The sequence below is a fragment of the Stenotrophomonas sp. STEN020 genome (assembly GCF_056760195.1).
In genome coordinates this window covers 1-4967 of the sequence record NZ_JBRREI010000106.1, presented here as the reverse complement: position 1 = coordinate 4967, position 4967 = coordinate 1, and the positions used below count along the sequence as shown (strand labels likewise).

8 protein-coding genes and 2 pseudogenes are annotated in these 4967 nt (G+C 62.2%); 1 reads left to right on the top strand and 9 read right to left on the bottom strand.

From position 1 onward, the window contains the following. Window positions 1-199: 199 nt before the first annotated feature. The 3 genes from ACVOLZ_RS22115 to ACVOLZ_RS22105 are packed head-to-tail and all read right to left on the bottom strand — an operon-like array spanning window position 200 to window position 1524. Complete coding sequence (locus ACVOLZ_RS22115; RefSeq protein WP_481518009.1) at window positions 200-496, bottom strand: hypothetical protein; 297 nt, start codon at window positions 494-496, stop codon at window positions 200-202. Window positions 497-518: 22 nt separating this feature from the next. Beyond that, a complete protein-coding gene (locus ACVOLZ_RS22110) occupies window positions 519-1016 on the bottom strand; it encodes a hypothetical protein (protein WP_481518008.1) in 498 nt (165 codons plus the stop codon). Window positions 1017-1068: 52 nt separating this feature from the next. Beyond that, the gene (locus ACVOLZ_RS22105; protein ID WP_481518007.1) at window positions 1069-1524 is read right to left on the bottom strand and encodes an iron chaperone; all 456 of its coding nucleotides are present in this window, start codon (window positions 1522-1524) and stop codon (window positions 1069-1071) included. A gap of 248 nt (window positions 1525-1772) precedes the next feature. Here ACVOLZ_RS22105 and ACVOLZ_RS22100 point away from each other — a divergent pair. After that, window positions 1773-1854 (top strand): annotated as a pseudogene (locus ACVOLZ_RS22100). A gap of 176 nt (window positions 1855-2030) precedes the next feature. On the opposite strand, the pseudogene ACVOLZ_RS22095 reads toward ACVOLZ_RS22100, so the two are convergent. From ACVOLZ_RS22095 to ACVOLZ_RS22070, 6 genes and pseudogenes are all read right to left on the bottom strand, one after another. Further along, window positions 2031-2165: pseudogene (locus ACVOLZ_RS22095) on the bottom strand (TMEM175 family protein); the annotation flags it as partial. A 203-nt stretch (window positions 2166-2368) separates the two neighbouring features. Next, window positions 2369-2707, bottom strand: a complete 339-nt coding sequence (locus ACVOLZ_RS22090) for a tRNA-binding protein (protein WP_282272524.1) — start codon at window positions 2705-2707, stop codon at window positions 2369-2371. A gap of 90 nt (window positions 2708-2797) precedes the next feature. Next, window positions 2798-3208: a GNAT family N-acetyltransferase gene (locus tag ACVOLZ_RS22085; protein ID WP_481518006.1), complete on the bottom strand. Its 411-nt coding sequence runs from the start codon at window positions 3206-3208 to the stop codon at window positions 2798-2800. A 97-nt stretch (window positions 3209-3305) separates the two neighbouring features. Then, entirely contained in the window at window positions 3306-3722 is a 417-nt protein-coding gene (locus ACVOLZ_RS22080) for a GNAT family N-acetyltransferase (protein WP_481518005.1), read from the bottom strand. A gap of 39 nt (window positions 3723-3761) precedes the next feature. Then, window positions 3762-4160: a nuclear transport factor 2 family protein gene (locus ACVOLZ_RS22075; protein WP_481518004.1), complete on the bottom strand. Its 399-nt coding sequence runs from the start codon at window positions 4158-4160 to the stop codon at window positions 3762-3764. A 130-nt stretch (window positions 4161-4290) separates the two neighbouring features. Next, the gene (locus ACVOLZ_RS22070) at window positions 4291-4722 is read right to left on the bottom strand and encodes a PH domain-containing protein (RefSeq protein ID WP_481518003.1); all 432 of its coding nucleotides are present in this window, start codon (window positions 4720-4722) and stop codon (window positions 4291-4293) included. Window positions 4723-4967 lie beyond the last annotated feature (245 nt).

Here is a 4967-nt window from a genome sequence, read left to right as displayed (position 1 = left end):
ATGCTCGGCAGAGGCCTTACCGGGAAAGCCCCTGCCGAGCATGGCTCGGCACTACGCTCCCTCCCTTTCGCACAGCGAAGGGGAGGGCTGGGGAGGGGTAAGCTCTTCGCTGGTTGATGCCGCAGTGGCCTCGCGGCTTGCGCCGCTGCTGCAAGATGGCTGGCAAGGCCCCTGCCGAGCATGGCTCGGCACTACATGTTCAGGCTGCTGCCATGCGTGCCAGCAACAGGCCTGCCAGCACCGCTGCGACGGCAACGACCACCATCAGTGCGAACAACCAGGCGCGTCTGCGCTGGCGTTGGTTGGCACTGATCGCGGCGTTGAACATGGCAACACGCTGCTGCTCGCTGGCCGCAATGACGGCCTTGGCCTTGGCTGAGCCTTCATCGGCGCCCAGTCGCCCGGCCTTGATGTCATCGGCAATGACTTCCAACTGCTGCATCACTTCGAACTGCAGCTTCTGCAGTTCCAGTGCGGTGTCGTCGTGGTTGGACAAGTGGGAACCCTCGCGGTTGGGGTCAGGCAGAAGGAGACTGCAAGGCTCGTCGGATCACCCGTGACACGATCGTCGGGTCATCACTGGACAGATGATGTCCAAGCCGCAACAAGCCGATGCCGAAGCAAGGCATCAGCAGGCCCGGCAGCACCGCGGGCAGGAGCATCAGGTCAAGCCTGCCCACCTGCAGTGCGGCCACCGTGGTCCACAGTACGCAGAAACCAAGCCAGAAAAGCATGAAGACGAAAACCAACGGCGGCAACGCATACGCGCCGCGCAGCTCGCAGCCCTGCGCGGTTGCTTGCAGGCTGCCGCGGAAGTGTGGCTTGAACGAATTCCGCATCACTGTCCGGTGGTAAAGATGTACGCGCTTGTCGCTTATCGAGCCTGCGACGCTGCCGGTGGCGGTCAGGTTGCCTCGTGCGGTGGCTGCACGCAGTGCCTGCATGGCCTGCTCGGGCGAAAGCGGGCTGGTGTATGCGGCTTGCGTGCGTGGGAACAGCCAGGTCCAGAGAGACATGCGGTCTATCGCTGCGGGGGCAGGACACGATAGCGGTAGAACCGCGCTTTGCCTATTGCAGGCTACTGTCGCGCTTGCGCATGGCTTTCTTGACCAAGGCGGTGATCTTCTTCTCGACCTCGGGGGTGAGTTCCGCCAGGGCGAAAGAAGTTGCCCACATCGGCCCGTCATCCAGCATAGCCGTGTCGTTGAAACCCAGCGTGGAATAGCGTGCACCGAACTTGCTCGCTCCCTGGAAGAACAGCACGACCTTGCCGTCGCGCGCATAGGCCGGCATTCCGTACCAGGTCTTGGGGCTCAACGAGGGCGCAGTGGCGGTGACGATGGCATGCAGGCGTCGCGCCATCTGCTGCTCGGCTGCGGGCATCTCGGCGACCTTGGCCAAGAGCTCGGCCTCGCCGTCGGCCTTCAGTTTGCCAGCTTTGGCTTCGGCCTTGAGCTCGCGCGCGCGTTCCTTCATCGCGGCCTGTTCTTCGGCGGTAAACCCGTTGGATTTGGATACAGCCATCGGTGATCCTGCAAAGCGTTGAAGGGCAGTGCTTTTTAACCCAAGCGACACGGGGAAATGTAAAGCGGGGGTGCAGATGAGCAGTCCAGTCACCGCAGGTTGGTACAGCCCGCCAGCCCGTCACTGGCAGGTCAGCTGCTTTGGCCGAGCTCGCGCTCAATACGCCGGTCGGGGATCAGCCAGAGCAGGGCGGCGGCTGCGTATAGAAGTTGCGCAAGATGTGCGTTGACGAAACTCAGGGCAACACCGCTGATGTAGAGCAGCGGCGACAGCTTGCCCTTCCAGTCATTGCCCAGGGCATGCTGCAGGCGCGAGTTCTCGCCGTCGGCAGCGACGATGCGTCGCTGCAGGATCCAATAGGCGATGGCAGCCGCCAACAGGATGCAGCCATAGAGCGCAGTCGGCAGTGGCTGCTTGTTGAAGTCATCCATCCAATGGGTGGCGAACGGCAGCAGCGACAGCCAGAACAGCAGGTGCAGGTTGGCCCACAGCACACTGCCGGTCACCTTCTGGCAGGCCTGCAGCAGGTGGTGGTGATTGTTCCAGTAGATGCCGACGTAGACGAAGCTCAGCAGGTAACTGAGCAAGGTGGTCAGCAACGGTCGCAGGGCGTCCAGCGTGGCGCCCTCCGGCGGCCGCATCTCCAGCACCATGATGGTGATGATGATGGCCAGTACGCCGTCACTGAAGGCTTCAAGCCGGCCTTTGCCCATTGCTGTCTCCTGCATGCATCGCCGAGGAATTCGGTGCAGAACGCTAGCACGAAGCGCTGTTGAGGCCGTGTGTCGGGCTTGCAGCTTGGCGGCCGTCCAGTCTGCAGGGCGGGCTGGACCGTTTGCAGGACCTATAGCAGGCGAGTGCCCAGCGGTACCTCATGTTCGGGCATGCATAGGCTGACCCGACCCTCAGCGTCGTGAAATCCGGTTACCAGGCATTCGGACATCAGTGGGCCGATTTGTTTCGGAGGGAAGTTGAGCACTGCCACCACCAGCCGCCCGACCAGCTGTTCGGCGCTGTATAGCGCGGTGATCTGTGCGCTGGATTTGCGGGTGCCGATCTCCGCGCCGAAATCCACCTGCAGGATGTACGCGGGTTTGCGGGCGGCAGTGAAAGGCTCGGCGGCGATGACGCGGCCTACGCGAAGTTCAACCTTGCTGAAGTCGTTCCAATCGATGGTCTGCATGGCGGTTGCTCGGGAGCTTGATGTCATTGGAGTGGTTGGGGCTGGCGCGATACAGGCTGATCTCCAGAACCCGTAGCGCGATAGCCAAACTCAGTCGCCTGTGGCGACGCGGTCCAGCCAAAGTTCCATCGGCTGATAGATGATTCCCATCGATTCGCTCACCTCGCCGCTGCAATGGAATCCGTAGCCGCAGTAGGCGGGCACCGAAGGCAGGGAGGCGCTCACGGTCAGCATGTCCGAGCGGACGTGCTTGATGGCTTCGGCAAGCAGGCGGCGGCCGATGCCGCGGCGCTGCAGTTCGGGGCTGATGAACAGCATTGCGATATGTCGCCCCTGCTTCAGCTCGATGAGGCCGGCGGGTTGCCCGGAAACTTCCGCCAACCACATCAAGTTGTCCTCGCTGATGCGGGATGCAAACGCTTCCGCAGCGGCAAGCTTTCGGAACGTCGCGACGCCTTCGCCAGTGAGCGTGGAGGCAACCGAATCCATGAACGCCGCCATGCAAAGCCTGCTCGCGGCATCCACATCGTTCGGGTTGAGCGGCCGTATGTTCATTCCTTTTCCGTTGATGTGCGGGTGGTGATGCGGGTATTGGAAATCATGCTTTCTTGAGTGCCATGCCGACGCTGGCAGGTGCGGTCAGGGTGAAACCGTACTGTTGGTAAAGACGATAGGCTTCGCCATCCGCCAGCAGGCTGACGTAGGCCGAAGCCGGCACCTCACGTTCGATGTACGCCTGGATTTCCAGCATCACCTTCTTGCCGAGACCACGGCCCTGATGCGCAGGCAGCACCGCGATGTCGACCACCTGGTAAAACGTGCCGCCGTCGCCGATCACCCGACCCATCGCCACGGTTTCGCCGGCATGGGTGATCTGCACGGCGAACAGCGAATTGGGCAGGCCGCGACTGGCGGCCTCCAGCGTCTTCGCGCTGAGCCCACTGGCCTGGCGCAGATGCCGGTAGGTGTCCACGGAAGGGATGTCGTGGTTGATGGTGTAGTTGGGTTCGCTCATCGTTGCATCCGGAATTCTGGTTGGCTGTGCGTCGTTGTTTCAGGAGGGCAACGCGATGGGCACGTAGACCTCGTGCCAGAGGGTGACCTTGCCGGCATCGTTGAACCGCATCAGCAGCATGGCGCGGAACAGCTCGCGGCGCCCGTCAGCGTAGCTGATCCGTGCGCGCATCGAGAACGTGACCGAAGTGCCGTCCACGAGCGCATGGTCGATCTCGTAGTCGATGCCTTCCATGCCGGCTTTCATGCCGTTGAGGAATTCGAGGTAGTTGGCAGGATTGGCCTCGTAGCGACGACCATTGGGCTCGACGATGAAGTGTTCGGCGAAGCACTCACCGATCAGTGCTTCGGTCAGTACGGAATCGCGATTGAGATGCCGGCGGTTCCAGTCGAGCACGGCATGGGCCAGCTGGAGGTGGTGCGTGCGTTGGTTTGTCATGGAACTCCGGAATGTGCGGAACGCCTGATATCGCAGTGAGCGTGGCGGCGCAGGGCAGGGTGGCTCGGCTTTCAGCGGACGGCACTGGTCTGATGGTGTCGCTGGCCGGAATGGTCTGCCCTCTGCCCGTCTACGGCAATGGTGGCGGATTGCCGGGCACCACTTGAGTCGTGCCAATGGCCGGCGACGCAGTGCCGCCCAGTACGGCCTGCGCGATCAGCTTATCCAGACGGCGGACATCCAGGCCCTTGTTGAGGTTGACCTTGATATGACCGGCCTTGGTCCAGAGCTCGATCTCGGAGTTGAAATTGAACAGGCCGTGGCCGTTCTCCGAGGACCACATGTAGATCGAGGAGTACGGTAGCGAATAGATCTCCACTTTCTTGCCGGTGATGCCCTGCGCGTCGCGCACGATCAAGCGCTTGTTGGTGAACACCGCAGAATCACGGAAGGTTTTATAAGCCGCCACGGCGGTCTCGCCGGGCACGAGGATGTCGTTCACGTCCTGCGGAATCGGGCATTCTGATACCAGCGTCCAGGCCAGGATTGCATTTGTTTCCATGTTGAAGCCGTCCTCCGTGATGGTGAATTTTTTTGCAGCGCAGGCGGAATTGTAGGTGGCGCGTTGATCAGGGCAATAGGCCGTAATGCATGACGGTTGGACGTGCGGGCGAAGCATGTACGGCACGGTTGTCCTTGTGGGAGCGGCTGTAGTGGGGGGGGGGGGGGGGCGGGGGGGGGGGGAGGGGGCCGCGGGAGCGCCCCGGGCGGGCGCGGCGACAGAGCCAAAAAAAAACACCAAGCACG